The organism is Ensifer sp. Root31 (assembly GCF_001424825.1).
Taxonomy (GTDB): Bacteria; Pseudomonadota; Alphaproteobacteria; order Rhizobiales; family Rhizobiaceae; genus Ensifer; species Ensifer canadensis.
The window spans coordinates 171,310-197,629 of record NZ_LMCO01000001.1 but is presented as its reverse complement, the minus strand read 5'-3'; the positions used below and the strand labels follow the sequence as shown (position 1 = coordinate 197,629).

Sequence of the window (26,320 nt, the reverse complement as noted above, 5' to 3'; positions counted from 1 at the left end):
TAGCGTGACTGCGGTGCAATGAGGCCGCGACCCTTCCGATAACCGGGCAAGTCTTGCGGTGTCGTGGAGGCAGGGATGAAAATACGTGGTAAGATCAATCTGATCGTCGGGGTAATGAGCCTCCTGGCGATCGCGGTGACCGGCATGTCGCTGCTGGTGGTTTCTCAATACAACAGCCGGTTCCATCAGTACCAGAACGCTTCTGAGCGTGCCTTCAACGGCGAGCATCTCAATCGACTGGTGACCGGCGTCGTCATGGAAGCGCGCGGAATCTACGCAGCGCCCACCATCGAAAAGGCAAAGCCCTTCGCCGAAGGCATTCTGAAGAACCTCGAAAAAATCGATGCGCTGTTTGCCGAGTGGCGACCCCTGGTGCCGGCCGACAAGCTCGGCTCGTTCGATGCGCTGGTCAAGCGCGCTGAGGAGTTCAAGACGTTCCGCGTCGAAACCGCGCGTCTTGGCCAGGAGGTATCGCCGCAGGCGGCCAACGAGCAGGGCAACACCGACGCCAACCGCGCCAACCGCAAGGCCTTCCAGGGCGAGATCGACGCCGTCGTCGAAGCCAACCTGGCAACGCTCGAGACCGTCAAGGCTGACATCGCTTCGTTCGAACGTTCGGTCATCGTCATCATTCTCGGCATCGCCGGGCTCGGGCTCGCCGTCGGTATCGGCACCGCCTTCTATATCGGCACCAATCATCTGAGCCGTCCGATCCTCGATCTCACCGGCAAGATGAAGCTGCTCGCCGGCGGCGATCTTTCCGCCAACGTACCCTTTGCCGACCGCAAGGACGAAATCGGCGAGATGGCTGCGGCCGTGCAGATCTTCAAGCAGAATGGCCTTGCCGTTCGCGATCTCAACGCCCAGGAAGCGGCGCTGCGCGAAAAGAGCGCCGATCTGCAGATGAGCATCGGCGTCGTCGTCTCGGCTGCGGCCGCCGGCGATTTCACCAAGCGCATCGGCAAGGACTACGAGAACGACGATCTCAATCGTTTTGCGTCGAGCGTCAACGAACTCGTCGGCAGCGTCGATGCCGGCATTGCCGAAACGCGCCGCGTCGTCGCCAGCCTTGCCGCCGGCGACCTGACCCAGAGCATGAACGGCCAGTTCCATGGCGCCTTCGCCGAATTGCAGAAGAACGTCAACGAGACGCTGTCGACGCTGCAGAAGACGCTGCGCGAAGTGCGTGTCACCACGGACTCGATCAACGGCAATTCGTCCGAGCTTCGCTCCGCCGCCGACGATCTGTCGAAGCGCACCGAGCAGCAGGCCGCAGCACTCGAAGAGACGTCTGCGGCACTCGACGAGATCACCGTCGCCGTCAGGAGTTCGACCGAGCGGGCGCAGGAAGCGACCGTAATGGTCAACGAAGCCAAGGAAAGCGCTGCCGAATCGGCCGCAGTCGTGCGCAACGCGGTCGAGGCCATGGGCCGGATCGAGCAGGCATCGAGCGAGATCGGCCAGATCACCAATGTCATCGACGAGATCGCCTTCCAGACCAACCTGCTGGCGCTGAATGCCGGCGTCGAGGCTGCCCGTGCTGGTGATGCCGGTAAAGGCTTTGCCGTTGTCGCTCAGGAAGTTCGCGAGCTTGCTCAGCGTGCGGCCAGTGCTGCCAAGGACATCAAGGCCCTGATCTCGAAGTCGGGCTCGGAAGTCGCAACCGGCGTCCGGCTCGTGCAGGAAACCGGCGCGGCGCTTGGCGAGATCGAGGAGCGCGTGCTCAAGATCAACGATCATATCCACTCGATCGCAACGGCCGCACGCGAACAGTCGACCGGCCTCGGCGAAGTCAGCACCGCCGTCAACCAGATGGACCAGGTCACCCAGCAGAACGCCGCCATGGTGGAAGAGGCGAATGCCGCGACCCACAAGCTGTCGGCGGAAGCCAACAACCTTGCGAGCCTGATCGCCTACTTCAAGCTCGACGGCACTTCGGCGGCACGCACGATCGCACCGGCGCGGGAAACCAGCCGTCCGGTGGATTCGCCCGCCCGCCGGATGATGGGCAACGTCGCCCGCGCCTTCAGCGGCGGATCTTCGGCGGCCGTCGCCAGGGACAACTGGGAAGAGTTCTGATCCGACCAGTTTGACGGATCGCACCAATCGACGCCCGCGGACGACTGACGTCTCCGCGGGCGTTTTCCGTGGATAATCTGCAATCATCGCCCCGTCGTTGCCGCCACGCTCTCGTGTAACGGCAACGTGAGTTGTCTTGTCGGCCCGTTCACGCTGTCGTTTTGCAACGCGACCATTCGTTATTGGTCTCCGGTATGGATTGCCGATACTGCAAGGAAAGACTTTTCCAAGAAACGAAATCACATGAACCGAAGCGCCATCAACAGAGCCGGGGATGCCCGTCCAACGCCGTCGGAGGCACCGGACGAGGGCTCGCCCGAAGACCGCGGCAAGGTCGCGTGGCGTCTGGTGCTGTTGGCCCTTCTTGTCGCCGGCGGGTTTGCCTCCTATGCCTTCGGACTTCAGCGTTATCTGTCTCTGAGCGCACTCGTCCATCACCGTGAGGCGTTGCGCCTCTATGTCGAAGCCTATCCGCTTCAGGCCGCCGGTCTGTTTTTCCTGGTCTACGTAGCAGTGGTGGTCTTCTCGATCCCGGCTGCTTCGGTTCTGACGATCTTTGCCGGCTTTCTCTTCGGCTGCGCCGGTGGCGGCCTTCTCGTCGTTGCAGCCGCGACGCTCGGCTCGTGCCTGTTGTTTCTGGCGGCCCGCAGCATGTTCGGCGATCTCCTGCGGCGGCGTGCCGGGCCATTCCTCGCGCGTTTTGCCGATGGTTTCTGCCGCAATGCGTTTCTCTATCTTCTCGTCCTGCGGCTCACGCCGATCTTCCCGTTCTTCGTCGTCAACATCGCGCCCGCCTTCTTCGAGGTGAGATTGAGAACGTTTGCGATGGCAACTCTGATCGGTATCGTTCCCGCCACCTTCGCCTATGCCTGGCTCGGCGGTGGGCTCGACGAGGTGATCGCCAGTTCGGCTGCCGTTGGCCGCGAGCTGTCGGTGTCGGATTTCGCAACGCCGAAATTGACCTTGGCGCTTGTGGTATTAGCGTTGTTTGCGGCATTGCCACTCGCTTTCAAGCGGGTATGGTCGCGCCGCAAGGCTGTTTGACGGGTACGGGGCAGGCGTGGCAAAAGTCATCAATCCGGATATCTGCGTGATCGGTGGCGGTGCCGCCGGGCTTTCCGTGGCGGCGGGTGCCGCCGCCTTCGGTGTTCCCGTGGTCCTGATCGAACGCGGCACCATGGGTGGGGATTGCCTCAACCACGGATGCGTGCCGTCGAAGACGCTGATTGCCGTCGCCAGGCACGCGCAGGCGATCCGTATGGCGGGTCGCTTCGGTCTGGCCGCTGGCCAACCCGTCGTCGACTATCAACGCCTTCATGCCCGCATCCACGAGGTCATTGCCGGTATCGCTCCGCACGATAGCGTCGAGCGCTTTACCGGCCTCGGCGTCGAGGTGCTGCAATCCTCGGCCCGGTTCGTCGATGAAAATACCGTTGCCGCCGGAGACCATCTCGTCCGCGCCCGCCGTTTCGTCGTCGCCACCGGCTCGTCGCCGGCGATCCCTGATATTCCGGGCCTCGACAAAGTGTCGTTCCTGACCAACGAGACGCTGTTCGATCTGACCCGGCTTCCGGCCCATTTGATCATTGTCGGTGCGGGTCCTGTTGGCATCGAGATGGCGCAGGCCTATCGCCGGCTTGGCGCCGGCGTCACCGTCATCGAGAGCCGGCGCGCGCTTTCGGATGCCGATCCCGAGCTTTCATCGATCGCGATTGCCGCACTTCGGCACGGGGGCGTGGTCCTGCACGAGGCAACGACGATCCTTGGCGCCGAGCAGGATGGCGGGCGGGTCGTTCTGCGATGCGAGAATGGAGGCGGCGTTTTCCAGGTCGAAGGCAGCGATCTCCTGATTGCCGCCGGTCGTCGGCCGAACCACGCATCGCTCGGCCTTGCCGCCGCCGGCATCGACCACAATGCGAAAGGCATAGAGGTCGGGCCCAACCTTCGCACCAGCAATCGCCGCGTCTATGCGATCGGCGATGTCGCAGGCGGGCTGCAGTTCACCCATGTGGCGAGCTATCATGCACGGCTGGTGCTGCAGCAGATGCTGTTTCGATTGCCGGCGCGGGAAGATCGGACGATTGTGCCGAAGGTCACCTACTCCGATCCGGAAATCGCCGAGGTTGGATTGAGCGAGACGGAGGCGCGGGAAAAATTCGGCGCCGTCGACGTCATCAGGACCGATCTTGCCGCAGGCGACCGTGCCCGCACGGACGGGGTCGAGGCTGGCGTGATCAAGATCGTCGCCGGCCGCCGCGGACGCATCCTCGGTGTCGGCATTGCCGCCCCAGGTGCAGGGGAGCTGATCAACATGTGGTCGCTTGCGGTCGCCAACGGCATGACGCTGAAACAGGTCCGCGGCTATGTCGCACCCTATCCGACCCTTTCCGAGATTGGAAAACAGGCGGTCATCTCCTATTATGCGCCCTTGGCGAGGAAGGCGGTCGTGCGGTCCGCCATCAGGGCCTTGCGGTATTTCGGCTGACGGACAGGGATTTTTCGGGACGATGAGCGAAGAGGCGCAGCCGACGACGGTGAGTGAAGCGCCGCGAACCGCAGCGGGCTTCCTCCGCGGGCTCTCGGGCAAGCTGCTGTTGCTGACGATCGTTTTCGTCATGCTGGCCGAGGTGCTGATCTTCGTGCCGTCGGTCGCAAACATGCGCATCCGCTGGCTGCAGGATCGGCTGAACACCGTCGCTGCCGCCGCCGTCGTCGTCGACGGCCTGCAGAATGTCGAGCTGCCCCGAAACGTGCAGGACGACACGCTGATGGCAACGGGCACCAAGGCGATCGTCATTCGCCGCAAGGATGCCTCGCGGATGATCGCTGCCGCCGACATGCCATCAGAGATCGACGGCGAATACGACACCGCCAATTTCACCGCCTTGGCGGCGATCCGCGATGCCTTCGATACGCTGCTGTTCGGTGGCAACCGGGTGGTGCGCGTCTACGGGCCGCTCGGTGAAAGCGACGCGGTGATCGAGCTGGTCATGGCTGATGCCAGCCTGCACAAGGCGATGCTCGTCTATTCCCGCAACGTGTTCTTCCTGTCGATCATCATCTCGCTGATTACCGCGACGTTGATCTTCCTTGCGATCAACCGGATGCTGATCGTGCCGATCCGGCGAATGACGGCGAGCATGCAGGAATTCTCCAACGATCCGTCCAATCCGGCGCGCGTGCTCGTTCCGCCGGAGGGGCGCGACGAACTCGCGGTCGCCGGCCAGCATCTGGCGAGCATGCAGCGCGAGCTGCAGAAGACGCTGAAGCAGCAGAAGAGCCTTGCCGAGCTTGGCCTGGCGGTGTCGAAGATCAACCACGACATGCGCAATATCCTGTCGTCGGCGCAGCTGATCTCCGACCGTCTCGCCGATGTCGATGATCCCGTCGTCAAGCGCTTCGCACCGACGCTGCTGCGGGCGATCGACCGGGCCGTCGGCTATACCCGCGAGGTTCTTTCCTATGGCCGTACCACCGAGGCCGAACCGCACCGCCGGTTCGTCGCCCTCAAGCCGCTGGTCTCCGATGTCGCCGAGCTGCTTTCGATCGATCCGCAATCCGGCATCGAATTCCAGATCCAGGTGCAGGACGACCTTGAGGTCGACGCCGACAGCGAGCAACTGTTCCGGGTGGTGCACAATATCTGCCGCAACGCCGTCCAGGCGCTGACGAATCACGAGGCCGAGGACGGGCGGCCACGCGTCGTCAGCGTTTCGGCGATGCGCATGGGCAGTGTCGTCACCATTTCCGTCGACGATACCGGCCCAGGCATGCCGGCAAAGGCCCGCGAAAATCTTTTTGCAGCCTTCCGCGGCTCGGCGCGCTCGGGCGGCACCGGTCTTGGCCTGGCGATTGCACGCGAATTGGTGCTCGCCCATGGGGGAACGATTGCCCTTGTGGAAAAGCCGACGCCCGGAACGCTTTTTCGCATCGAATTACCGGACCGCCCGGTGCCGCTCGATGCATTTCGCTCCAAAGCCCGGCATTGAAGGGGTTCGCGGGTGAGATTGCGCGCTGATTTCGCCGTGAAAATCCACAGCTTGAAACCGCGTCGTCGTAAAAATGAAATTTTTTGCCGAGCGGCGCTTGCAATCCCCGAAAGGACCCTTTAGAGAACCGCTCACGCAAGCGGTTCGACCGCTTCAGGCAAGCACCCGTAGCTCAGCTGGATAGAGCACCAGACTACGAATCTGGGGGTCAGGAGTTCGAATCTCTTCGGGTGCGCCAACAATTTCAAAGCCTTAACTGAAGGCGCTTCTCCAGCATTCCCTACAGCGTCGCGCGTCTTATTGGACGCGCAAAGGACGCTGTAGCACTTTGACTTGCCCCCGCAGGCACCAACTCCACGTCGTCCTCTGCGAGGTGTACGATGCAGGATTGCGGCGTCTACGGCAGGTGGCTGAAGCGGGCGACCTGCGCATCCTTCATCAGGCTGCGAAAGTTAGGTCCGGTGACGTGCACCAGTGTCTTGTGGTCGCCGCCTTCGAAATAGACGTCGCTGGCGTCTTCGAGGCTTTCGTCGAGGATCACCGGTACATCGTAGGCCGATCCGATCGGCGGCACCGCGCCAATGTCGCAATCGGCGAAAAGCGAACAGACCTCCTCCTCCGAGGCGAGGCCAAGGCGTCTGTTCATAACACTCTGCAATGTGGAGAGCTCGATCCGGTGCGTACTCGGAACAACGGCGAGGACGTACCCCATTTCGTGGTGTACGACCACGGACTTGGCCAGTCTGCTGCCCGGAACATGCGCGGCGCGCGCCGACTGGCTGGTCGTTGCCGTACGATGGTGCGCGACGGTGTCGTAGGCGACACCCTCGCCGTCGATATAGTCCTGAAGTTTCCTTGCGATAGTCATCGTTGGGCGCCCCTTGTGTTACGTTGTGACGCATAAGAAGACATTTTCCTCTCATCGCCTGCGAAGTCAACGACGAGCCTATGGTCGCAAGCGTGCGCGCGCTTCGGTTGATTGAGCATCCGGCTACGTTTGCGAGGCGTTTTCGTCGGCGCTTCACTAGCGCCGCGATCAAAAAAAACCGCGCTGGTTCTCCGTTCCATCCGATCGTGATGCGCCTCGGCGGAGCCGTAAGAACAGTTGTAATAAATCTATATATTAGTATAATGTAACTTACAGGCTGCGCGCTTGCGTTGCGCCTGATGGGGGCGGAAGAGAGCGATCCGGAGGCGTCTGCGGCGGCCGGAAAAAGGGGGCATCCTCACGATCTTTTGAAGCCTGCGACTGAAAAATGGCCGGTCCGATTCCCATATAAAAGGGAGCCGTACGGCTGATGGAAGGAGGTGCCCGATGTATCGTTATATGATGAAAGAGCTGCTGGTGATCGTAGCCGGGCTTTCCGTCTGCGCTTTCGTGATCCTGTTCTTCCTCGCGAGCGCCGCGCACGGCGTCTAACGCGATCCGCGGGCTGAATGCCCCTGGCGCTTGTGCGCCGTCATGGCGAAGGCGGGCCGAGCAGGTCGAGCGTTCGTCGATCCTCTTCCCCGGCAAAATAGAAACTGAGGGCCTGCCCGAAGACGCTGCCTGTGTTTGCGGCCTTCGAAAACAGCGTCATCGACGAGCGGAATTTCATGTCATCAGGGCTTGCGAAGATTTCGTGTGCCGAACACCCGATCAGCCCGTTGACGGTCTCGGTGCATTCGACAAGCCTGGGCCCGAGGATTGGATGGGCGAGATAGGCCCTGGCCTCCGCGAGCCCGGAGATGGCGAAGCGCTGGGCCATCGGCGAATGCCCGAGGCCCGCAAGCTGGGGAAAGACGAACCACATCCAGTGGGTCTCTTTGCGGCCACGCCGCAATTCGTCGAGCGCTGCGGCATGGACGCGGCCCTGAGCGTCGACAAAGCGCTGCAGCACGAAAGGGTCTGCCATGATCGCTTCTCCCGCCCTGGCGCGCCTGTGTGCCCGCTACAGCGCCGCGCGTCTTATTAGACGTGCAAAGGTCGCTGTAGCACTTTGAATGGCTGCATGTTTTTATCCTTAAATCGAATAGGACTTAAGGAAACATGCAGTCGGGTGGTGTCCGCTGCCGCCGGTCGCGCCCATTGGCGGCGGCCCCATTGGCAGCTACGATACATCCTACCAGCGATGATGAACATGAACCTTGACCAGCCGCTCGTAAAGCGCGGCGATGGCGGCCTTGGCTTTTTCGTCGATGGCAGGCAGCGCGCTGGCAGCCGCATTGGATTGCGCCTGCGTCTCATTGCGGGCGCCAGGGATGACGACGGACACGGCATCCTGCTCCAGTATCCAGCGCAGGGCGAACTGCGCCATCGGCACGCCTGCGGGCACCAGCGGGCGAAGCTGCTCGACGGCTTCCAGTGCCGTCTCGAAGGGCACGCCTGCAAAAGTCTCGCCGACATCGAAGGCTTCACCGAAGCGGTTGAAGTTGCGATGGTCGTCGGCGGCAAACGCCGTGTCGCGGGTAATCTTGCCCGACAGCAGCCCGGAGGCGAGCGGCACGCGCACGATCACGCCGACATTCTTCTTCCTGGCTTCCGCGAAGAACAGATCCTGCGGCCGCTGGCGGAAGATGTTGTAGATGATCTGGACGGTGGCAACACCCGGATACTCGATCGCCTTCAGAGCTTCCTCGACCTTCTCGACCGAGACGCCGTAATTGCGGATCTTGCCCTTGGTGATGAGCTGGTCGAGCGCACCGAAAAACTCCGGACGGTAATAGACGTCGGTCGGCGGGCAGTGGAGCTGGACGAGATCCAGCGTTTCGATACCGAGATTGCTAAGACTGCGATCGATGAAGGCTTCGATATTGGCGCCGGTGTAGCCTTCGGTGACATGCGGGTTCAGCCTGCGTCCGGCCTTGGTGGCGACGAACGGCTTTTCGCCGCCGCGCTCCTTCAGGACGGCGGCAATGATCTTTTCAGACCGTCCGTCACCATAGACGTCGGCCGTGTCGACGAGGGTGACGCCGCTGTCGAGTGCGGCATTCAACGCGCGCTTGCCGTCCGTTTCGCTGACGTCGCCCCAGGAGCCGCCGATCTGCCAGGCGCCGAAGCCGATCTCCGAAATCGTCGCACCTGTCTTGCCCAGAACTCTCGTTTTCATGCAGATCATCTCCCTGGCGTCGAAATCGTTTTCGGATTGAATATTATTCGGTTTGCGGGTCGCTTTTATGATGGTTCGATCGGCAAGGGGAAGGCGATCAATCGTCGGTCGAAATGACCGCGCGGCCGCGGCTGAGATCGGTGACCATGGCAAGAATGCCGTCTGCTTCGTCCTTGCGCATGTCGACCGTCATTACCGGCCCCTTGTCGGTGAAGGTTTCGCCTGAGATCGTGACGTCACGGGCAAGAAGGCGGGCCTTGATCAGCGCCAGATCGGCAAAGTCGCAGGCGATGGTGGTGCGTATCGTCTCGATCATTTCGATCTTCTCGGCCGCCCGCAGGCAGAGCGCGGCGGTGCCGCCATAGGCGCGGATCAGGCCGCCGCTGCCAAGCAGGATGCCGCCGAACCAGCGGGTGACCACCACGACGACGCGGTCGAGCGACTGGCCATCGATCGCAGCGAGGATCGGCTTGCCCGCGGTCCCGCTCGGCTCGCCGTCGTCGTTGAAGCGATAGGCCTGGCCGATGCGCCACGCCCAGCAATTGTGGTTGGCGGTGGGATCGGAATGCTCAGCAAGGAAAGCCTTTGCCGCCTGCTCGTCGGGCACGGGCGCGCAGATTGCCAGAAACCGGCTCTTCTTGATTTCCTGCGTCGAGGTTTCTGTGTGCTTGAGGGTGAACATCCGCTGCTTCCGTTTGTTCAACGCTGATAGCGGATTGCTGCCAAATGCGCCATCCGGCGCACGCAGGTAGCGCGGTCGTCAAAGTCCGAAGCGGCGGACCGGAGCAATGAGAACTGATTTATCCCTCTCCCCCGTGGGGGAGAGGGCCGTACTTGTTGATGCAGGCCGGCTCAGCCGATCGCCATCAGGCTGGCATTGCCGCCGGCAGCGGCGGTGTTGATCGAGGTAGACACCTCTTCCAAGAGCCAGTTGAGGCAATAGGCGTCGGGGTTGCGGCCGATCTCGTCAGTCGAGGCGGCCTGGACCAGAACCAGCGGACCCGGCAGGCCGGCGATCACCTTGTTCACCTCACGCACACGCTCGCCGTCGCCTTCGACCAGTGCACCGGCGAAGGGGCCGTCCGCCGACCAATCCTTCGACCAGGACAGGCGGGTGGAAACACTTGCCGGCAAGGTCTTCAGCGAGGACTGCAGGCCCGACGCCGCGTCGATGACGACGGTGTTGCCGGTCGCCAGTGCCGCGCCGAGCTGGCGATAGAGGCCGGTCTCGGTGGCTGGCACCAGGAGCACGCGGCCGCGAGGATGCAGCGCATAGAGGTTACGCTCGCCAACCGGGCCTGGAAGCTCGGAGATGAGGCCGAGGGCCGAGTTGCTGCCGGCTGTGCGGGCGGCTTCGGCTTCCGCCTTGACACCCTTGCCGTCGAGCCATTTGGCGAAGTCGAGCAGCGCCGGATCGGTGTGGACGGAGCTGTGCTGCGGCGGCACCGGGGCGGTGGCGACGAGGCGGCCGAGATAGAGCGGACCGCCTGCTTTCGGGCCGGTGCCCGAGAGGCCACGACCGCCGAAGGGCTGTACGCCGACGACAGCGCCGATGACGTTGCGGTTGACGTAGAGGTTGCCGGCCTTCACGCGAGACGTGACGTGGGCAATCGTCTCGTCGAGGCGGGTGTGCAGGCCGAAGGTCAGGCCGTAGCCCGTCGCGTTGATATCGTCGATCAACCGGTCGAGATCGTCACGGCGGTAGCGGATGACGTGGAGAACGGGACCGAAGACCTCGCGCTTGAGGTCGGAGAGCTTTTCGAGCTCGACGATCGTCGGCGGCACGAAGGTACCGAGTTCGGTACCGGACGCGAGGCCGATCTGCTCGACCTTGCGACCCATGCCGCGCATGGTTTCGATGTGCTTCTCGATGATCCCCTGCGCTTCCGCGGTGATGACAGGGCCGACGTCGACGGAAAGCTTGTCCGTGCGGCCGATCTTCAGTTCGTGCAGCGCGCCCTTCAGCATCGCGAGGATGCGGTCGGCGACATCTTCCTGCAGGCACAAGACGCGCAGCGCCGAGCAGCGCTGGCCGGCGCTGTCGAAGGCCGAGGCGATCACGTCGCCGACGACCTGTTCGGCGAGCGCCGAACTGTCGACGATCATGGCGTTCTGGCCGCCGGTTTCGGCGATCAGCGGGATCGGCCGGCCCGACGGCGACAGCCGGTCGGCCAGCTGCGCCTGGATGAGGCGTGCGACTTCGGTCGAGCCGGTGAACATCACGCCGGCGATTTCAAGCGCGGCAACCAGTGCCGCACCGATGCGACCGTCACCGGGCAGGAGCTGCAGCGCGTCGGCCGGAATGCCGGCTTCGTGCAGGATGCGCACGCCCTCGGCGGCGATCAGTGGCGTTTCTTCCGCCGGCTTTGCCAGCACCGGGTTACCTGCGACGAGTGCTGCGGCAATCTGGCCGGCAAAGATCGCCAGCGGGAAGTTCCACGGGCTGATGCAGACGATTGGTCCGAGCGCCTTATGAGCAGGACCGAGTGTGCGGCGGGTCTGTTCGGCATAGTAGCGCAGGAAGTCGATCGCTTCGCGCACTTCGGCGATGGCGTTCGGCAGCGACTTGCCGGCTTCGCGCACGATCAGGCCGAGCAAAGTCGGCATGCGGGCTTGCATGATGTCGGCTGCACGCACGAGGCAGGCTGCACGCTCTGCCGGTGAAACCGCCGACCAGCTCGAGGCGGCCTTCGCGGCAAGGCTTGCGGCCTGGCGGGCGTCCGCTTCCGATGTCTCGGTGACGGCGCCGACGATATCGCGGTGGTCGCCGGGGTTGACGACCGGGCGGGTCTCGCCCGATGCAGGACCGGTTGCCAGTTGCGGCACCGCGCGCCAGTCGATGGCAGCACTGGCCTTGAGCGCTTCGGTTAGCGATGCGAGCGAGGTTTCGTTGGAAAGGTCGAGACCACCGGAGTTCGGGCGTGCATCGCCGAACAAACCGACCGGCAGGGCGATCTGCGCGTGCGTCGCGCCGACGACAGGCATGGCGCGCACGATGTCGACCGGATCGGCAACCAGTTCGTCGATTGAGACCTTCGGGTCGGCGATGCGGTTGACGAAGGAAGAGTTGGCGCCGTTTTCAAGCAGGCGGCGCACCAGGTAGGCCAGCAGCGTCTCGTGCGTGCCCACGGGCGCATAGATGCGGCACGGCCGGTCGAGATTGCCCTTGCCGACGACTTCGTCGTAGAGCGGTTCGCCCATGCCGTGCAGGCACTGGAACTCGTACTTGCCGACCTGGAAGTCCTTGCCGGCCAGTTCGTAGATGGTGGCGAGCGACTGAGCGTTGTGGGTGGCAAACTGCGGGAAGATCACGTCGGTTGCTGCCAGCAGCTTGCGGGCGCAGGCGATGTAGGAAACGTCGGTGTAGATCTTGCGGGTGTAGACGGGGAAGTCTTCCAGGCCGTCGAGCTGCGCGCGCTTGATCTCGGCGTCCCAATAGGCGCCCTTGACCAGCCGGACCATGATGCGGCGGCTCGCGCGGCGGGCGAGGTCGATGATGAAGTCGAGCACGAAGGGGCAACGCTTGCCATAGGCCTGGACCACGAAGCCCATGCCGTCCCAGCCGGCGAGATCCTTGTCGAGGCACAGTTCTTCGAGCAGGTCGAGCGAAAGCTCCAGCCGGTCGGCTTCCTCGGCGTCGATGTTGAGGCCGATGTCGTACTTCTTGGCAATGACCGCGAGTGCCTTCACCTTCGGCAGAAGCTCTTCCATGACGCGGGCCGACTGCGCGCGCACGTAGCGCGGATGCAGCGCCGAAAGCTTGATGGAGATGCCGGGGCCTTCGTAGATGCCGCGTCCGGCCGATGCCTTGCCGATGGCATGGATCGCCGTTTCGTAGTCCTTGTAATAGCGCTCGGCGTCTTCAGCCGTGGTCGCGGCTTCGCCCAGCATGTCGTAGGAGTAGCGGAAACCCTTCTGCTCGAGCGCGCGCGAGCGGCGCAGCGCCTCGTCGATGGTTTCGCCGGTGACGAATTGTTCGCCCATCATCCGCATCGCCATGTCGACGCCGCGGCGGATCACCGGTTCGCCGCAGCGGGCGATCAGGCGCGTCAGCGCGGCCGAAAGGCTGCGGTCGTTGACCGTCGACGTCAGCTTGCCGGTCACGACCAGACCCCAGGTCGCGGCGTTGACGAACAGCGAGCGGCCACCGCCCAGATGCGACTTCCAGTCACCGTCGGAAATCTTGTCGCGGATCAGCGCGTCGCGCGTTGCCGTGTCGGGAATGCGCAGCAGCGCCTCGGCCAGGCACATCAGCGCCACACCTTCCTGGCTCGACAGCGAGTATTCGTGCACCAGTCCTTCGACGCCGGAACCTTTATGTTTTGCGCGCAGGGCCTCGATCAGCTTGCGGGCGGTTCTGGCGGCTGCCTTCTGTGTCTCGGCCGGAAGCGTTGCTGCTTCGACGAGCGGCGGCAGCGCTTCGGTTTCCGGCCGGCGGTACGCGGCGGTGATCGCCTGGCGCAGCGTGCCTTGCGCGCGGATCGGCGGTGCGAAGTCGGCAAAGGGGGCCGGGGCCGCATCGGCCTTTGGGCTGGATTTTTGAAGCTGGGTCTGGCTCATCGAACGCGGTCCTCCGGAAGGCGGTGACAAGGCGCAATGCGCCTTGGATTTCGTGGGCAGAAAATACGCGTCGTCCCGCCGAACATCCATCCGGCAAATTTCGTCATTCTCGGAATGTTTCACTATCGCAGTGCCGGCAAACCGATGGGGATACGGAATGTAGGCTTGAGTGCCGGATGATCCGAAGTTCTACGCGGCCTGCCCGAAGTGCCGTTCGCGCGCCATCAGACACTCGTCGTCACCGGGCATGCAGGTGCGACAGACGATCGGCCTCACAGCGTAGATCTTGCAGGCGACATGCACCCCGAGCTTGCCGCCGAGTGCCGTGCAACGGTTGTCTTCGCAGCGCATGCCGCCGAGGTCGGCGGCGACGTACTCTTCCGGTATCAGGTCGAGTTCCTCGTCCGTCTCCATCGAGAATCGCGGCCAGTCGGAGGAGTAGGCGCAGCAGGCGCCGCAGCTCTGACAGTCGAGGATTTCATCGGTGGCGGTGGTTTGGGTCATGGGCCAACCTAGCATGAAGGCCCGGCGGCCGGAATGCCCCTCATACCAACCTGCACGGATATTGGCCCACTGCGTGGGACCGTCTGCGGTCGTCCGGGAAGGAGCGGACCTTAGAGCGATGCCTGGACATCGGTCGAGGATTGCGAGGCTGCCGGTGGCCGACAGGCGGCCCATCCGAAGGGCCGGGCGCTTTTGGCCTCCTGATAGCGTCGACAATCCTCACCGGACCGCGTGGTCCGGCTCCGGTTTTCTCCTTACAGGAAACCAAAATCGCGCCGGCGCAATGGGTCAATATCCGTGCAGGTTGGTATCAGGCGAAGGCAGCGTCCCGGCGGGCGATTTCGTAATCCTCGGTATGAACGAGAACGCCATCCTTCGTCACCACGGCAATGCCGTAGGCTGCTGGTTCATCGACTGAGAGCGAGGCATCCGGCGCATCGAACGGCATCGGCTGCTGGTGCACCGGGCTCTTGAAGACAGAGAAGGGTATGCCGCGGCTGGAACCGCTGATCGTGCGGTGCACATGGCCGGCGAAGATGTGGCGCACATTGCCGTGGTTCTTCACGAGCGCATAAAATTCCACTTCGTTGACGAGGCGGATCATGTCCATGCCGGTGAAGCCGGTGGCGTGCGGGGGATGATGCATGAAGATGAGCACCGGCCTGTCGCCGGCTTCTGCCAATTGGCGATCGAGCCAGGTAAGGCGTTTCTGGCACAGGAGCCCGGCATGGCTGTTGGGGTAGTCGTAGGGCGGCGCAAACAGCGTGTCGAGCAGGATCGCCCGGCAATCGCCAAAGTCGACCACTTGCTGCACGAAGCCATCGTCGTCCGTTACGGCGTCTGCAAAGACGTCGAGAAACACGTCGCGCCGGTCGTGGTTGCCGATCATGATGGCGGCCGGAGGCAGCAATTGATCGGTCAGCGTTTTCAGCCGCTCGTAGGAGGCGCGGTCGGCATGATGCGCGAGGTCGCCGGTGAAGATCACCCGGTCGGCATCCGCGTGGTAGCGGTTCACATGTGCGATACCGTTGGCCAGGCGCTGGTAGGGATCGAGGCCGATGATCGTCGTGCCCTCGGGCACCATGTGCAGGTCGGTAAAGATAATCAGTTTCGTCATTACATTTCCAGGCGAGGGGTGTCTTCCCGCCACGCTGTAGTGCGCCCGGCTGCACGTCAAGCTGCATCTTTGGGGGGAACCTGTCGGGACATAACGCGGACCGACCGGTTGAGGTCGGCTCGCAATGCGTCACTTGATGCGGCTGGTCTTGTCGAGCATGGCCGTCTCGAAATTGCTGCCGCCGCTGAGTTCGGCGAACTTGCGCTCAGCAAAGGCGTCGCCCTCGGCCGCGGCTTTGCGGAAGATGGCGCGCGCGGCCGATGAATCCTTGGTTACGCCTTCGCCGGTCTCCAGCATCAGGCCGAGATTGACCATCGCGTCGACATTGCCGCGCTCGACGGCGAGGCGATAGAAGCGCGCGGCCCTGGCGTTGTCTTCCGGCACCAGCTTGCCTTCCTCCAGGATGACCGCGAGGTTGAATGCGGCGATGTCATCGCCGGCGAGCGTCGCCCGCTCGAACCATTCGATGGCGAGCTTGCCGTTGGCGGCGGTGCCCATGCCGTCGCGGTAGGCGACGCCGAGATTATAGGCAGCGAGGATATTGCCGGCTGCGGCGGCTTTCTGGTTGAGCGCGAATTCGGTCTTGATGTCGCCCTGTTCGCCGACAAGCACCGCATAGTTGGTCATCGCCAGCGCATGGCCGTGTTCGGCCGCTTCGCTGAGGATGCGCAGCGACTGGATCTTCTGGCCGGCCTTGTCGAGCACGCGGGCCAACTGGAACTCGATGCGGGCGCCGGCATGCTGGTTATAGGCCTCGCGGCAGGCCGAAAGGGCGATACCGATCTTCATGTCCTCGGTCGCAACTGCCGGGAAGGCCTGGTTGCGCTGCAGGTCGAAGATGCTGCCCGCCTCGCGGTCGCAGATGTCGACGGCCGAAAGTTCTGCCGCACGGGCGGGAGGAAGCGCGATTGCCGCAAGCGCCAGGAAGCTGACGATGGCGAGAAGCAATGCGTTGAAGATGCGAATGCCTGTTTTGCGCTGATTTTCCATGATGCTCTCCCCGTCTCTTGACGCGAACTTAGCCCGGTGGGTTCGCACTGCCTGTTCCGGCGGTAACAGCCGGATTGCTGGGGCTCTGGCGAAGTGGAGAGGTGGCAAGGAACGCACCATTGCGCGTTCGGCTTGTTTCCGCTGATATCGGGGATATCCTTTGGGAAAGCCGGACGCTCGAGGGCTCGAACGCGTCGAACAGGGAGAAGGACCATGATGGACCGGGAGCTGGTGCGGCAGATGCTGGTGAGCAGGCGCGTCGTCGTTGGTGGCCTGTTGTTGGCGGCCATGGGCGGCGGCGTGGCAACGACCATGGCGAGCCCGGTGATCGGCAAGGCAACGGAAATCCGCGGCGACGTTCGTCGTCGACAGACTGAGCAGGAAGAGGCTCTGGCTGTCGGTGCGCAGATCTTCGACAACGATCATGTGCGCACCGAGGCCGAAAGTTTCGCAACCCTGGCGCTTGGTGCCGACACCCGCGTCCTCTTGGGTGCTGAGACCGATCTGCTGGTCGACAGCTTCATTGCCGGCCAGGGCGGTACGCTCGAACTCGGCATCGGCCGAATGGTATTCGACCGCCCCGAGGGGCTGCCCAAGGTCGATGTTGCCGTCAGGACCGCTTTCGGCATGATCGGCGTGCGCGGCACCAAGTTCTTTTGCGGCCCGAGCCGTGTCGCCTTCGCCGTCTTCGTCGAGCATGGCAGCGTTGCGGTCGCCGCGGGCGGCGTAACGCAGATTGTCGCTGCGGGGCAGGGCGTCGAGTTCCGACAGCGAGGCGACGCGCCGAGCGACCCCGTCAACTGGGGACAGGCGCGGATCCGGGAAGCCTATGCCAGTGTTGGCCAACAGTAGCGTCGGCAGCACCACGAGGAGCAATTCTCTGCCTCAATCGATGCCGACCATGGAATTCTGCAGTGGCGCTACACCTGTTCAGGGTCGGCGACTGTGAAGAGTTCCATCGTGGCAAAGCCGCGGATTTCATGGCTGCCGAGCGAGCGAAGCCGTTGCTTGCTTTCAGCTGCTGCAGCCGGGCCGACGCAGATGGCCGTGCCCAGAAATTTGTTTGCCTCCTGCAGTCGCGCTGCAAGGTTGATGGCGTCGCCATGGGCGGTGTAGTCGAGCTTGCCGCCGGCGCCGACTTCGCCAAGCACCGCCTGACCCGTCTCGACCCCGATGCGCGTGCGCCCGAAATCCCGTGCGGCAAACTGCGGTCGCCTGCGCATTTCTTCGGTCAACGCATGGATTGCCTTGGCGCATTCGATTGCCTTGTCGACATGATCGGCCAGATCCTCCGGCGCGTTGAAGAAGGCGTGCACGGCGTCGCCGACCACCTTGTCGACCATGCCGCCATATTGCGCTACCAGCCCGTTGACCTCGGTAAAATAGATATCGAGCAGGGCGATGAGGTCGCGCGGCCCGAGTTTTTGCGAAAGCGTCGAAAAGCTCTCGATGTCGGTGAACAGCGCCGTCACCGCCCGTTCCTCGCCCGCAACCCGGGCAGCACCTGGATTGTCGATGTAGCGCGCGACGACGGATTGCGGCAGGTATTGCGAGAATTTTTCCCGCGCCGTCGCTTCCGCCCGCCTGACATGGGCGAACTGCAGCGTGCTGGTCACTGCCAGCACGGCAGCAAGTGCGACTGAAATGCTCACTGCATCGACGAGCCAGCCGCTGGTGCGGTAGATCGCGGCAGTCGCCGCGACGACGACGGCAACCGCGACGATGCCGAGCACGGCCGATGTCATCGGCCGGAGCCTTGCCGCGCCATAGGCGGCGGCAATGCCCGCTGCCAGCGAGAACAGGGCCTCGATGACGGGAAGCCGCGCGTCACGCCGTGGAATGAAACCGGTGGCGATCGCATTGGCGATATCGGCATGGATCTGAACCGAGGGCTCGAGCGGCATTGAGGCGCTCGGCCGGAGGCCGCCGAGATTGGGCAGGCTGCTGCCGATGAAGACGAGTTTGCCCGCAAACCTGTCGCTGCCTGCTTTCCCTGAGAGAACGTCGGCTGCCGAAATGGTCCGGGCGGCGATCAAGTCAGGGGTGCTCGCGACGAAGCGCAGGCTGCCGGTATCGTCGAGTGTGATCACCTGCCTGTCGAGCCGCAGCCAGGCTGGGTCGCCGCCGAGTATCGGCGTTCCTGCACCCATCATCAGCCGCGTCGCCTCGATCGCAAGCGTCGGATAGGCCTCTTCGCCGAGAACAGCGAAAGCCTGCACCCGTCGGATACGGGCATCCTCGTCGCCGACAAGAAATGATGCGGCCGCCGCCTTGGCGTGATCCATGAAGGAAGGGCAGGAGGTTTCCGCGCCGTCGAGGAACCAGAGTTCCGGTGCTGCGAAGGGGCGGCTCAACGCCAGTGGCGGAGCCGGGCGAGGGCGCTCCTGCAGCGTATCGGCAATGAGAAAGCCGAGAACGACGGGGGTCTTCGAAAGCGCTTGCGAAAGCGATGTATTGCCTGGCAGCTCTGCCGCACAATCGGAACTGAAGACGAAGTCGACGGCGATGACCTTGGCGCCGGCCACGGTCAGTCCGGATAGGAGTTCGGCGGTTGCCGCCCTGTCCCAGTCTCCATCAGGCCGGGATTGGTAGGCCGCCCGGTCGATATCGACGACGACGATGTCGGGCGATTGCGGTGACGGCACCCATTGCATCAGGCGGTCGAAGAACAGCTCCCGCTGCGTTTCGAATACCGGTTCCGCATAGAAATAGAGTGCCAATGCGACGATCAGGCTCGTCAGGATCCCGCCGGCGAGCGGAGTGAAGCGAAATTGCCGGCGAGGTTGCACGGTCATGCCGCCTAATCCTCTTCAGGATCGGCGATGCTCAGCAGCCGGCCGACCTTGCAGGCGATGATCCCTTCTCCCCGCTTGATGGCGCCGCTCTCCTCTAGCCACAGAATGGCCCGGTTGACCTTGGGGCGACTGGCGCCGAGAACGCCGGCGATATCCGTCTGGCTCATCGTCAGCCGCAGATTGGCGCTTTCGGGAAGCTCGTTGCCGTGGATCTGCCGGAGTGTGGCCAGGAAGAACCGCGCAACGCGGGCGTTGAGGTCATAGAGCGCGATGGTTTCCAGCCGCTCGGTGGTGTCGCGCAGCTGGGCGCAGAGAAAGCGGATGACGGACTCAGCTGCCGCCGGCCGGGTAGTGACCATATCGAGAAACGCCTTCTTGCCGATCACGTAGCCTTCGGACGCCGTCTGCGCCGTGGCGTCTGCCGACCGCGTCTGGCCGTCGAGCACCGCCATCTCGCCGAAGATCGCGCCGGCTTCATGCTGGCGCAGCATCAGTTCGCGGCCCTGCGGTGTGATCAGAGAAAGCTTGATGCGGCCCGATATGACCACGATCATATAGTTGCCTTCGTCGCCACGCTGGAAGATCACCGTGCCGGCCGGCCACTTTCGATAGGTGGCGATATCGGCGAGATCCTCGATCGTTTTCTTGTCGAACCCTTCGAAGATCGCGAATGAGTGCCAGAAGGCCGGGCTCCTGTTGATTTCGTTCATGAGATGCCCCCGCGCGGCGTCCCCTGCCGCGCCTGAATTTCACCCAGCAGCCCCGTCCTTGCAACAGAAAAGAACACTTGTGGCCGAACCAGCGCTCGCTAGGACGAAAAGCACTGCACAGACTGGGCCGCGGCTCAAATGTCGGTTGACGATAAATCCCGGTTGTCTCTACGTTGTGAACGATCTGTCGCCGGGCGTGCGGCTAGATGAATTTGAAAATGCTGATACTTCTGCTGCCAACACTCGTTTCTCACAGGAGCCTCGCATGTCTCAGAATGTCGTCGTCCTCATCGGGCGCATTCTCCTTTCGATCATGTTCATCACCGCTGGCTTCGGCAAGCTGACTGATCCCGCCGGCACCGCCGGAATGATTGCTAATGCCGGCTGGCCGGCAGCAACCGCGCTTGCCTATCTCGCCGGCGCTTTCGAGCTGATCGGCGGTCTTGCCGTTCTGGTCGGCTTCCAGACGAAGATTGCAGCCTACCTGCTGGCTCTGTTCTGCCTGGTCACCGCCTTCGTCTTCCACAGCGGCGCAATCAACATTCCGACGTTCCCGCCGGAAGCCAACGGCCTGCTGAGCGTCTTCAACGGCCTGATGATGATGAAGAACATCTCGGTTGCCGGCGGCTTCCTGGTGCTTGCCGCCTTCGGCCCGGGCGCACTGTCGATCGACGCACGTCGCGCCTAAGACATTCCAGACATGAAACGAAAAAACCCGCCGGTTCCGCCGGCGGGTTTTTCGTTTTGTCGCCCGATCCGTCAGGGATAGATCACGCCCTTGCGCAGGATGACGTTGCCGTAAAGCCGCGGTTCGCTGGTCTGCACCACCGTGTGCGCCGCTTGCACCCGCGGATAGAATTCCGGGCCGAGCAGGGGCACGACCGTTCGTGCCGGCTCATGCCTGCCGCAGCAATCGATGATCTCCCGGTGGACGGGATCTAGCGCGTCCCGGTCCTGCTTGACTGTAGCGCGGAAGATCGCCGCCGGCACGAAATCGTCGATCGGCATCACGCTGAGAATGGCGTCCAGCACCGGGATCAGCCCGTGGCCGTCGAGCCGAACCAGCCGGCGAGCATGTTCCTGGCCGGGATAGTTGCCGTCGACCAGCGCAATCTCGTCGCCATGGCCCATTGCCCTAAGCGTCGCCAGCAATTCGGGGCTGAGGATCGGGTCTATGCCTTTCAGCATCAGCTGAGCTCCTTGAAGAGGACGTTGGTGTCGAGCAGGTAGCGGGAGAACAACGGCAGGCTCGCGCCGCCGATGGCGCGGGCATGGCTGCCGACCAAACCTTCGACCAGTTCCGGGATCGTCACGCCCTGCAGGTCGAGGTCGTAGAGCGCCTTGCGCGTTGCCGTCAAAAGCCGGGCGCGGACCCAGGGCGGGAAGCCGCCGTCGATGACAACGGCGGAGAAGTCGATGATCGAGGCGGCGGAGACGACCGCCTGGGCAAGGGCTGCCGCACTGTCGTCGATCCAGATCGTGAGTGGCTCACCGAAATCGATCCAGTCGTCGGCCGAATACCACAGCGGCTTCGGATCGATGCCGCGTTCGCGCAGCAGGTTTTCGAGCACGAAGACCGAGGCGATCTTCAGGAGCTGGATGGTCTTGCCGTCCTTGCCGGAAACCGGCAGCGGGCCGACGGCGCCGGCGGTGCCGGTGCGGCCGGAAAAGAGCGCGGAATTGATGACGATGCCGCCGCCGATGAACGAGCCGATGTAGAAATAGACGAAGTCGGGATAGCTGGCGCCGACGCCGAAGGCGAGTTCGGCGCCGCAGGCGCTGGTGCCGTCATTCTGCAGGAACACCGGGTGGCGGGTGCGTTGGGCCACGATCGCCTGCAGGTCCACCTCGCGCCACCGGTTCATTTCTTCCCGCGGGGCGCCGACTTCTTCCGCCCAGTTCCACAGTTCGAAGGGCGTGGCGATACCGACCCCAGCGATGCGCTTGCGCTCCTCTGGGCTCAGTTGCGCCTCGAGTTTCTCGATGCCGCCGACGATGAAGTCGACCAGTTCGCCGGGCAGCGGATAGGCATGGATCTGGTGCAGGTGCAGGCGGATATTGCCGACGAAATCCATCAGCACCAGGTCGGCACTTCGACGCCCGATCTTCACCCCAAAGGAAAACACCGCATCCGGGTTGAGCCGCATCGGCGTCGACGGCTGGCCGACACGGCCGCGCACCGGCGCGCCGCGCACCAAGAGGCCATCGCTTTCGAGCGCCCGCATGATGACGGAAACGGTCTGCGCCGAAAGGCCGGAGCGTCTGGCGATATCCGCCTTCGACAGCTCGCCGTGACGCCGCACCAGCGACATCACCAGCCTCTCGTTGTAGGCGCGCACGCGCGTCTGGTTCGCCCCGCCGCTCGGGTCGATGACCTCAGGTTGTATCGGTCCCCTGTCGGGGCCGTCTGTCAATGACATGCCACCGTCTCCTCCCGTTGGCATTGGTGCCCGCTTGGCGCGGGTCTGTTGTTTCCGCTCTGGGCGGACCTGTCAATTTGCGCGACGGCCCGGATGGCCTCGGATCGCTGTTATCCAGAGAATGCCACATCGAAATAATAATTCAATTTGATTTATTTATTGACACCCCCGAAATTTAATGTTTGTTTTTGATCCGGAAGCGCCTGCTGCAGCAGAGGAGAATGCTGTGGCGGCGAGGCCTGGGCCGGTCCACCGGCACGTTTTTCATCCTTGGGAGGATTACATGAAGAAGACTGTTCTCTCCGCCGCGTTCGGCGTGCTGTCGCTCGGCGTCGTTTTTGCCGCTCCGGCACAGGCCGCCGATATCGGCGCCTGCCTGATTACAAAGACCGATACCAACCCCTTCTTCGTCAAGATGAAGGAAGGCGCTACCGCCAAGGCCCAGGAACTCGGCGTCACGCTGAAGTCCTATGCCGGCAAGATCGACGGCGACCATGACAGCCAGGTGGCTGCGATCGAATCCTGCATCGCCGATGGCGCCAAGGGCATCCTGATCGCCGCTTCCGACACGAAGGCAATCGTCGACCAGGTGAAGAAGGCGCAGGAGGCCGGTCTTCTGGTGATCGCGCTCGATACGCCGCTTGATCCGGCCACCGCCGCCGACGCGACGTTCGCTACAGACAACCTGCTCGCCGGCAAGCTGATCGGCCAATGGGCCGCCGCCACGATGGGCGAGGGCGCCAAGACCGCCAAGGTCGGCTTCCTCGATCTGATACCGTCGCAGCCGACCGTTGACGTCCTGCGCGACCAGGGCTTCATGATCGGCTTCGGCATCGACCCGAAAGATCCTAACAAGATCGGCGACGAGGATGATGCCCGCATCGTCGGCCACGACGTCACCAACGGCAACGAAGAAGGTGGCCGCAAGGCGATGGAAAACCTTCTGCAGAAGGATCCTGATATCAACGTGATCCACACCATCAATGAGCCGGCCGCCGTCGGCGCCTACCAGGCGCTGAAAGCCGTTGGCAAGGAAAAGGACGTGCTGATCGTATCGGTTGACGGCGGTTGCCCCGGCGTCAAGTCGGTGGCCGAAGGCGTCATCGGCGCGACCTCGCAGCAGTATCCGCTGATGATGGCGGCGCTCGGCATCGAGGCGATCAAGAAGTTCGCCGACAGCGGCGAAAAGCCGAAGCCGACCGAAGGCAAGGACTTCTTCGACACCGGCGTTTCGCTCGTCACCGACAAGCCGGCTGCTGGCGTCGAATCGATCGACGTCAAGGTCGGCACGGAGAAGTGCTGGGGCTGATCGCTCCCGTTCTTCGAACGCATGAGCAGCAACGGAAGGGCGGCCCGGGCCGCCCTTCGCGTAAGCGTCGATGTCTTTGACAAGGCGACGAAAACCGCGCAGCTTCTTGAATGAGTGCTGATGCCCGCCACATGGTGGGCGGGCTGTGCACCAGATTGCATCGCAACCCCTTGGGAGTGGGGTTCACCGGAGGAAGGTCCATGGGCGAGCCCAACGCAGCCGCACAGCCATCCCAGGAATTCGAAAAGGTCCTGGTCAACAGTTCGACGCAGGTCGCGTCGTTCGACACACATGACAAGACGCTGATCCAGAAGATCCAGCATTTCCTGCATTCGACGCCGGCGGCTGTGCCGTTCATCGTGCTCGTTGCAGCGATCCTGATCTTCGGTCTGACGATCGGTGGAAAGTTCTTCTCGTCCTATACGCTGACGCTGATCCTGCAGCAGATCGCCATCGTCGGCATCCTGGGGGCCGCGCAGACCCTGGTCATCCTGACGGCCGGCATCGACCTTTCGATCGGTGTGATCATGGTGCTTTCGGCTGTCATCATGGGCAATTGCGCCGTGACTTACGGCCTTCCGGCGCCGATCGCGATCTTCATCGGCTTCGTCGTCGGCGGTGCCTGCGGCTTCCTCAACGGCTTCCTCGTCTCCAGGGTCAAGCTTCCGCCGTTCATCGTCACGCTCGGCACCTGGTACGTCATCATGTCGACGAACTTCATCTACTCGGCAAATGCGACGATCCGCGAGGCCGATGTAGCGGCCGTCACCAAGATGCTTCACCTCTTTGGCGTCAGCTTCAAGGTGGGATCCGCCGTCTTCACGCTCGGTGTGGTGATGATGGTCGTGCTGGTCCTTGGCCTCTGGTACGCGCTCAACCATACGGCCTGGGGACGCCACCTTTATGCCGTCGGCGACGATCCTGAGGCAGCGAAGCTTTCCGGTATCCGCACCAGCCGCGTGCTGCTCAGCGCCTATACGCTCGCCGGCCTGATTGCGGCACTCGCCGCCTGGGTCTCGATCGGCCGCAACGGCTCGATCTCGCCTTCGGCAGCGGTCACCGACTACAATCTTCAGGCCATCACCGCGGCCGTAATCGGCGGCATCTCACTCTTCGGCGGGCGTGGATCGATCCTTGGAACGCTGATCGGCGCGATGATCGTCGGCGTGGTCTCCATGGGGCTCAACATGTTGGGCGCCGATCCGCAATGGAAAGTCTTCCTCACCGGCGTGCTGATCATCACCGCCGTCGCAATCGACCAATGGATCAGAAAGGTAGCAGGCTGATGGCTCAGGAACCCATTCTCACCGCGCGCGGCCTGGTCAAGCGTTATGGCCGAGTTACGGCTCTCGACTATGCCGATTTCGACCTCTACCCGGGCGAGATCCTGGCCGTCATCGGCGACAACGGCGCCGGAAAGTCCTCGATGATCAAGGCGATCTCCGGCGCCATCACGCCGGATGAGGGGGAAATCCGGCTCGAGGGCCAGCAGATCAACTTCCGCTCGCCGATGGAGGCGCGCACGGCCGGCATCGAGACCGTCTATCAGAACCTGGCGCTGTCACCGGCGCTCTCGATCGCCGACAACATGTTTCTCGGCCGCGAAATCCGTAAACCCGGCATCATGGGCAAGCTTTTCCGCACGCTCGACCGTGCGGAGATGGAGAAGCGGGCGCGGGCAAAGCTGTCCGAGCTCGGCCTGATGACCATCCAGAACATCAACCAGGCGGTGGAAACGCTTTCGGGCGGCCAGCGCCAGGGCGTGGCGGTGGCGCGAGCCGCAGCCTTCGGTTCCAAGGTGGTGATCATGGACGAGCCGACGGCAGCCCTCGGCGTCAAGGAAAGCCGGCGGGTGCTGGAGTTGATCCTCGACGTGCGTTCGCGCGGCCTGCCGATCGTGCTCATCTCGCACAACATGCCGCATGTGTTCGAGGTGGCCGATCGCATCCACATCCACAGGCTTGGCAAACGCCTCTGCGTCATCAATCCGAAGGAACACACGATGTCTGATGCCGTCGCCTTCATGACCGGCGCGAAGGAGCCGCCGCGCGAGGCGCTCGCCGCATGAATGTCGGGCCGGTGGTTGATCAGATCCTCGAACGGGCGGCTGGAGCCGCCCGTTTCGTCGTGGCGATTGCCGGCCCGCCGGGTGCCGGAAAATCCACCCTGTCCGACGCGCTTGCCGAAGCGCTGGTAGCTGCAGGAGAAATGGCGGCGGTGCTGCCGATGGACGGCTTTCACATGGACAATGCCGTGCTCGAAGAGAAGGGCCTGCTTGCCCGCAAAGGTGCGCCGGAAACCTTTGATGTCAGGTCGTTCCTGGCGACGATCGCTGCGGTCAGGGCCAATGACGGCGAGGTGCTGGTGCCGGTCTTCGATCGCTCGCGCGAACTGGCGATCGCCTCGGCGCGTGTTGTAGCGGCCGATACCCGCATTATTCTCGCCGAGGGCAACTATCTGCTGCTCGACGAGGCGCCCTGGAACAAGCTTGCCGGTGCCTTCGATTTCTCCATCTTCATCAATCCCGGCATCGAGGAACTGGAGCGGCGGCTTTTGAAGCGCTGGTTCGACCACGGCTACGACGAGGAGGCGGCGAAGCGAAAAGCCCATGGCAACGACATCCCCAACGCGCATCGTGTGGTCGAGCATCAGCGACGCGCAGATGTCGTGCTTGCGGATTTCTGAGCGATGGTCGGATTGCGGATTGTGTTTGCGGGCGCATTGGTGATATCGAGACGCGGTTTCACCACATGAGTAA

Annotated in this window: 22 protein-coding genes, 1 tRNA gene and 1 pseudogene; 11 read left to right on the top strand and 13 right to left on the bottom strand. The window is 63.2% G+C overall.

Going from position 1 to position 26,320, the window contains the following annotated elements; all coding sequences use genetic code 11:
* The first annotated feature begins 75 nt into the window (after positions 1-75).
* From ASD00_RS00920 to ASD00_RS00900, 5 genes are all read left to right on the top strand, one after another.
* A complete protein-coding gene (locus ASD00_RS00920; RefSeq protein ID WP_025425751.1) occupies positions 76-2,079 on the top strand; it encodes a methyl-accepting chemotaxis protein in 2,004 nt (667 codons plus the stop codon).
* Between the two features lie 243 nt (positions 2,080-2,322).
* A complete protein-coding gene (locus ASD00_RS00915; RefSeq protein WP_025425752.1) occupies positions 2,323-3,123 on the top strand; it encodes a TVP38/TMEM64 family protein in 801 nt (266 codons plus the stop codon).
* Positions 3,124-3,139: 16 nt separating this feature from the next.
* On the top strand, positions 3,140-4,564 hold the full coding sequence (locus ASD00_RS00910) for an FAD-dependent oxidoreductase (RefSeq protein ID WP_025425753.1): 1,425 nt from the start codon (positions 3,140-3,142) through the stop codon (positions 4,562-4,564).
* Between the two features lie 22 nt (positions 4,565-4,586).
* Positions 4,587-6,068: a HAMP domain-containing sensor histidine kinase gene (locus ASD00_RS00905; protein WP_025425754.1), complete on the top strand. Its 1,482-nt coding sequence runs from the start codon at positions 4,587-4,589 to the stop codon at positions 6,066-6,068.
* A 161-nt stretch (positions 6,069-6,229) separates the two neighbouring features.
* A tRNA-Arg gene (locus ASD00_RS00900) sits at positions 6,230-6,306 on the top strand.
* 159 nt (positions 6,307-6,465) lie between these two features.
* Here ASD00_RS00900 and ASD00_RS00895 read toward each other — a convergent pair.
* The 9 genes and pseudogenes from ASD00_RS00895 to ASD00_RS42415 form a co-directional block, all read right to left on the bottom strand.
* The gene (locus ASD00_RS00895; RefSeq protein WP_025425755.1) at positions 6,466-6,936 is read right to left on the bottom strand and encodes an aminoacyl-tRNA deacylase; all 471 of its coding nucleotides are present in this window, start codon (positions 6,934-6,936) and stop codon (positions 6,466-6,468) included.
* 592 nt (positions 6,937-7,528) lie between these two features.
* Positions 7,529-7,966, bottom strand: coding sequence for a DUF1810 domain-containing protein (locus ASD00_RS00890; RefSeq protein ID WP_198956827.1), 438 nt, complete (start codon positions 7,964-7,966; stop codon positions 7,529-7,531).
* A gap of 204 nt (positions 7,967-8,170) precedes the next feature.
* Positions 8,171-9,157 (bottom strand): aldo/keto reductase, encoded by a 987-nt coding sequence (locus tag ASD00_RS00885; protein ID WP_025425758.1) that lies wholly within the window; start codon positions 9,155-9,157, stop codon positions 8,171-8,173.
* 97 nt (positions 9,158-9,254) lie between these two features.
* Positions 9,255-9,839: a YigZ family protein gene (locus tag ASD00_RS00880; protein WP_025425759.1), complete on the bottom strand. Its 585-nt coding sequence runs from the start codon at positions 9,837-9,839 to the stop codon at positions 9,255-9,257.
* A 170-nt stretch (positions 9,840-10,009) separates the two neighbouring features.
* Entirely contained in the window at positions 10,010-13,717 is a 3,708-nt protein-coding gene (gene putA / locus ASD00_RS00875) for a trifunctional transcriptional regulator/proline dehydrogenase/L-glutamate gamma-semialdehyde dehydrogenase (RefSeq protein ID WP_057204275.1), read from the bottom strand.
* 189 nt (positions 13,718-13,906) lie between these two features.
* The gene (locus ASD00_RS00870; protein ID WP_025425761.1) at positions 13,907-14,221 is read right to left on the bottom strand and encodes a YkgJ family cysteine cluster protein; all 315 of its coding nucleotides are present in this window, start codon (positions 14,219-14,221) and stop codon (positions 13,907-13,909) included.
* Between the two features lie 310 nt (positions 14,222-14,531).
* Complete coding sequence (locus ASD00_RS00865; protein ID WP_025425762.1) at positions 14,532-15,338, bottom strand: phosphodiesterase; 807 nt, start codon at positions 15,336-15,338, stop codon at positions 14,532-14,534.
* A 129-nt stretch (positions 15,339-15,467) separates the two neighbouring features.
* Positions 15,468-15,767, bottom strand: a complete 300-nt coding sequence (locus ASD00_RS42420) for a tetratricopeptide repeat protein (RefSeq protein WP_348272059.1) — start codon at positions 15,765-15,767, stop codon at positions 15,468-15,470.
* A gap of 15 nt (positions 15,768-15,782) precedes the next feature.
* A pseudogene (locus tag ASD00_RS42415) lies at positions 15,783-16,328 on the bottom strand (sel1 repeat family protein); the annotation flags it as partial.
* A 231-nt stretch (positions 16,329-16,559) separates the two neighbouring features.
* Between ASD00_RS42415 and ASD00_RS00855 the strand changes: the two are divergent.
* On the top strand, positions 16,560-17,180 hold the full coding sequence (locus ASD00_RS00855) for a FecR domain-containing protein (RefSeq protein WP_025425764.1): 621 nt from the start codon (positions 16,560-16,562) through the stop codon (positions 17,178-17,180).
* Positions 17,181-17,248: 68 nt separating this feature from the next.
* Here the strand turns inward: ASD00_RS00855 and ASD00_RS00850 are convergent, their stop codons facing one another.
* Entirely contained in the window at positions 17,249-19,123 is a 1,875-nt protein-coding gene (locus ASD00_RS00850) for a CHASE2 domain-containing protein (protein WP_025425765.1), read from the bottom strand.
* Positions 19,124-19,128: 5 nt separating this feature from the next.
* On the bottom strand, positions 19,129-19,833 hold the full coding sequence (locus ASD00_RS00845) for a Crp/Fnr family transcriptional regulator (RefSeq protein ID WP_025425766.1): 705 nt from the start codon (positions 19,831-19,833) through the stop codon (positions 19,129-19,131).
* A 265-nt stretch (positions 19,834-20,098) separates the two neighbouring features.
* On the opposite strand from ASD00_RS00845, the gene ASD00_RS00840 reads away from it, so the two are divergent.
* The gene (locus ASD00_RS00840; RefSeq protein ID WP_025425767.1) at positions 20,099-20,521 is read left to right on the top strand and encodes a DoxX family protein; all 423 of its coding nucleotides are present in this window, start codon (positions 20,099-20,101) and stop codon (positions 20,519-20,521) included.
* A 71-nt stretch (positions 20,522-20,592) separates the two neighbouring features.
* Here the strand turns inward: ASD00_RS00840 and ASD00_RS00835 are convergent, their stop codons facing one another.
* Both ASD00_RS00835 and ASD00_RS00830 read right to left on the bottom strand, forming a co-directional pair.
* On the bottom strand, positions 20,593-21,021 hold the full coding sequence (locus tag ASD00_RS00835) for an RbsD/FucU family protein (RefSeq protein WP_025425768.1): 429 nt from the start codon (positions 21,019-21,021) through the stop codon (positions 20,593-20,595).
* Positions 21,021-22,253, bottom strand: coding sequence for an ROK family transcriptional regulator (locus tag ASD00_RS00830; RefSeq protein WP_025425769.1), 1,233 nt, complete (start codon positions 22,251-22,253; stop codon positions 21,021-21,023). Before ASD00_RS00830 ends, ASD00_RS00835 begins: the two co-directional genes overlap by 1 nt.
* Positions 22,254-22,536: 283 nt before the next feature.
* Here ASD00_RS00830 and ASD00_RS00825 point away from each other — a divergent pair, with 283 nt between their 5' ends.
* The 4 genes from ASD00_RS00825 to ASD00_RS00810 all read left to right on the top strand — a co-directional run bounded on the left by ASD00_RS00825 (position 22,537) and on the right by ASD00_RS00810 (position 26,247).
* Positions 22,537-23,562, top strand: a complete 1,026-nt coding sequence (locus ASD00_RS00825) for a sugar ABC transporter substrate-binding protein (protein WP_025425770.1) — start codon at positions 22,537-22,539, stop codon at positions 23,560-23,562.
* A gap of 200 nt (positions 23,563-23,762) precedes the next feature.
* A complete protein-coding gene (locus tag ASD00_RS00820; RefSeq protein ID WP_025425771.1) occupies positions 23,763-24,848 on the top strand; it encodes an ABC transporter permease in 1,086 nt (361 codons plus the stop codon).
* Positions 24,848-25,630 carry an ATP-binding cassette domain-containing protein gene (locus ASD00_RS00815; RefSeq protein ID WP_025425772.1) on the top strand — a complete coding sequence of 261 codons (783 nt, stop codon included), beginning with the start codon at positions 24,848-24,850 and terminating at the stop codon, positions 25,628-25,630. Before ASD00_RS00820 ends, ASD00_RS00815 begins: the two co-directional genes overlap by 1 nt.
* A complete protein-coding gene (locus tag ASD00_RS00810; protein ID WP_025425773.1) occupies positions 25,627-26,247 on the top strand; it encodes a nucleoside triphosphate hydrolase in 621 nt (206 codons plus the stop codon). The genes ASD00_RS00815 and ASD00_RS00810 overlap by 4 nt, the downstream gene beginning before the upstream one ends.
* Positions 26,248-26,320: the final 73 nt, after the last annotated feature.

Coding starts and splice junctions, on each gene's coding strand:
- ASD00_RS00920 (WP_025425751.1), top strand. CDS start 76: ATGAAAATACGTGGTAAGATCAATCTGATCGTCGGGGTAATGAGCCTC.
- ASD00_RS00915 (WP_025425752.1), top strand. CDS start 2,323: ATGAACCGAAGCGCCATCAACAGAGCCGGGGATGCCCGTCCAACGCCG.
- ASD00_RS00905 (WP_025425754.1), top strand. CDS start 4,587: ATGAGCGAAGAGGCGCAGCCGACGACGGTGAGTGAAGCGCCGCGAACC.
- ASD00_RS00895 (WP_025425755.1), bottom strand. CDS start 6,936: ATGACTATCGCAAGGAAACTTCAGGACTATATCGACGGCGAGGGTGTC.
- ASD00_RS00885 (WP_025425758.1), bottom strand. CDS start 9,157: ATGAAAACGAGAGTTCTGGGCAAGACAGGTGCGACGATTTCGGAGATC.
- ASD00_RS00880 (WP_025425759.1), bottom strand. CDS start 9,839: ATGTTCACCCTCAAGCACACAGAAACCTCGACGCAGGAAATCAAGAAG.
- putA (WP_057204275.1), bottom strand. CDS start 13,717: ATGAGCCAGACCCAGCTTCAAAAATCCAGCCCAAAGGCCGATGCGGCC.
- ASD00_RS00870 (WP_025425761.1), bottom strand. CDS start 14,221: ATGACCCAAACCACCGCCACCGATGAAATCCTCGACTGTCAGAGCTGC.
- ASD00_RS00865 (WP_025425762.1), bottom strand. CDS start 15,338: ATGACGAAACTGATTATCTTTACCGACCTGCACATGGTGCCCGAGGGC.
- ASD00_RS00850 (WP_025425765.1), bottom strand. CDS start 19,123: ATGACCGTGCAACCTCGCCGGCAATTTCGCTTCACTCCGCTCGCCGGC.
- ASD00_RS00845 (WP_025425766.1), bottom strand. CDS start 19,833: ATGAACGAAATCAACAGGAGCCCGGCCTTCTGGCACTCATTCGCGATC.
- ASD00_RS00840 (WP_025425767.1), top strand. CDS start 20,099: ATGTCTCAGAATGTCGTCGTCCTCATCGGGCGCATTCTCCTTTCGATC.
- ASD00_RS00835 (WP_025425768.1), bottom strand. CDS start 21,021: ATGCTGAAAGGCATAGACCCGATCCTCAGCCCCGAATTGCTGGCGACG.
- ASD00_RS00830 (WP_025425769.1), bottom strand. CDS start 22,253: ATGTCATTGACAGACGGCCCCGACAGGGGACCGATACAACCTGAGGTC.
- ASD00_RS00825 (WP_025425770.1), top strand. CDS start 22,537: ATGAAGAAGACTGTTCTCTCCGCCGCGTTCGGCGTGCTGTCGCTCGGC.
- ASD00_RS00820 (WP_025425771.1), top strand. CDS start 23,763: ATGGGCGAGCCCAACGCAGCCGCACAGCCATCCCAGGAATTCGAAAAG.
- ASD00_RS00815 (WP_025425772.1), top strand. CDS start 24,848: ATGGCTCAGGAACCCATTCTCACCGCGCGCGGCCTGGTCAAGCGTTAT.
- ASD00_RS00810 (WP_025425773.1), top strand. CDS start 25,627: ATGAATGTCGGGCCGGTGGTTGATCAGATCCTCGAACGGGCGGCTGGA.